Annotated in this window: 2 protein-coding genes; one reads left to right on the top strand and one right to left on the bottom strand. The window is 69.1% G+C overall.

Annotation, left to right across the window (positions count from 1 at the left end):
- A partial coding sequence (locus tag IH13_RS0135835) for a dienelactone hydrolase family protein (protein ID WP_063837538.1) occupies positions 1–665 on the bottom strand: 665 nt, incomplete at its 3' end.
- Between the two features lie 259 nt (positions 666–924).
- On the opposite strand from IH13_RS0135835, the gene IH13_RS0135830 reads away from it, so the two are divergent.
- Positions 925–1,170 (top strand): hypothetical protein, encoded by a 246-nt coding sequence (locus tag IH13_RS0135830; RefSeq protein ID WP_031091285.1) that lies wholly within the window; start codon positions 925–927, stop codon positions 1,168–1,170.
- Positions 1,171–1,198: the final 28 nt, after the last annotated feature.

Raw genomic sequence — 1,198 nt, 5'->3', positions numbered from 1 at the left:
AGAGATGTGTATAAGAGACAGATGCCGGGGCGCACGGTGTGGTCGACCGGCGGGTGGTGGAAGGCGTGCAGGGCTCCGCCGTACACCACGAGGCGCCAGTCGACGCCCGCGCCCTGCATCTCGGCGGCGAACGCGTCCCGTTGCGCGGGCGGCATGATCGGGTCTTCCGACCCGACCCCGGCCCATACCGGGCAGCAGATGCGCGCCGCCTCGCCCGGTCGGCCCGTGATCAGCCCGTTGACTGTCGCGATCGCGCGCAGGTTGACGCCGTCGCGCCCGAGTTCCAGCGCGATGGCGCCCCCGGTGCCGTAGCCGACGGCGGCTATCCGGTCGGGGTCGGTTCGCGGTTCGGTGCGCAACACGTCGAGCGCCGCATGGCCGATGCCCCGCATCCGGTCGGGATCAGCGAGCAGTGGCATGCAACGGGCCAGCATCTCTTCGGGGTCCCCCAAATAGCGCCCACCGTGGAGGTCGAAGGCCAGCGCCACATATCCCAGGTCCGCGAGAGCATCGGCCCGGCGGCGCTCGACGTCGCTGAGCCCCGTGCCCTCTGGTCCGAGCAACACCGCGGGTCGGCGATCGATACCGGCCGGGAGCGCGAGGTGCCCGATCATCGTCAAACCGTCCGCCGGGTACTCGACCGTACGCGTCGTAATCGCCGTCATGAGACTGGACTGTAGTGATCACCGAGCCCGGCCCGGCCGCTGTTCTGCCGCTGGCAGAACAGCGCGCGTGTCCCTCTGGGCTTCAAGATCATCTCGTTGCACCTTTGGTGCGTACCTCACACCCCAACCCGTCGGCTACTCCGCCAGCGGGCGCCACGTCCCCCTCCGGTTCCCCGCACTTCCGCCCCGAGAATCCGCGAACCCGTCGGCTTGGCGGTGGGAGGAACTGTGCAGGGCCCCGCAGGCCGGCTGGCACGGCATGGCCAACTGGATCAAGGCGCTGCTGATCCTCACCGGCGTGTGCGCGCTCATCATCCTGCTCGACACCGCCGGCGACATCTTCGACGCCACACTGAACCGACTGGCCGACTCGGTCCCCGCCACCCGGGCCAGCACCAGTGCCTCCAGCGAGCTGTGGGGCGTGGTCGACAACCCGATCCGCTCCTACATCGCCCGCACACCGCCAGCCTCAGCAGCTTTGCCGCCTACACGCTCTGGCAGCTGACGGGCCTGTTCCTGTCTCTTATACACAT

Origin of the sequence: Streptomyces sp. NRRL WC-3549, assembly GCF_000721935.1 — a bacterium.
Classification (GTDB): domain Bacteria; phylum Actinomycetota; class Actinomycetes; order Streptomycetales; family Streptomycetaceae; genus Streptomyces.
Note: the sequence above shows the minus strand (reverse complement) of the source record. Positions and strands in the feature narration are given on the sequence as shown.

Excerpts from the sequence above, each read along its gene's own strand:
- IH13_RS0135830 (WP_031091285.1), top strand. The coding sequence starts at position 925 with ATGGCCAACTGGATCAAGGCGCTGCTGATCCTCACCGGCGTGTGCGCG.